Origin of the sequence: Actinomadura napierensis (genome assembly GCF_039529375.1) — a bacterium.
Lineage (GTDB): Bacteria > Actinomycetota > Actinomycetes > Streptosporangiales > Streptosporangiaceae > Spirillospora > Spirillospora napierensis.
Map to the genome: position 1 here is coordinate 1 of NZ_BAAAMR010000444.1, position 511 is coordinate 511.

Genomic DNA, 511 nt, shown 5'->3' on the forward strand with positions numbered 1-511 from the left:
AGGTTTAGTTTACTGTGCCGGTTTAATAAACCGTGTGCTCCCTGAAAACCGTCACGGCGGGTTTTAGTAAAGTTGTAATCCGGATCGGACTCCCATGCGCCAAATGCCAAATGAGGTAAACCGCCATCACCACCACGCCCAACAACAGCACCTTTAATAGTCAGATTTACCACCAGATCAGGTGGGAACTCACCAGTATCAATGGCGGGTAGTTCAGTCGCTGCAGGGGCAATAAATTCCTGTTTCGGCGGACTGGAGTTGTAGTCGAATTTATAGACAAATCTGGTTTCCGGTCGATAAGAACTCGAACTAGAAACTAGTGCACCAGATTCAACTACAAAACTGATTTCGCCAGTCGTTGGCAAATCCCCTCTTTGCATCTGATATAAACGCGCCAGATTAATATCCAGCTGGTCATATCGAATGTAAATTGGAGAATCATCAACCGGCACGTCAATAAAGTCTTTATCGTTGAGGTAATAGCGCTCATCGTAATTAATTGCTGTAATAG

At 44.8% G+C, this 511-nt stretch carries 1 protein-coding gene; it reads right to left on the bottom strand.

Features of this window, described 5'->3' with window-relative positions:
- Window positions 1-511: hypothetical protein (locus ABD296_RS50395; protein WP_344285890.1), on the bottom strand; the 511-nt coding region annotated here is incomplete at both ends.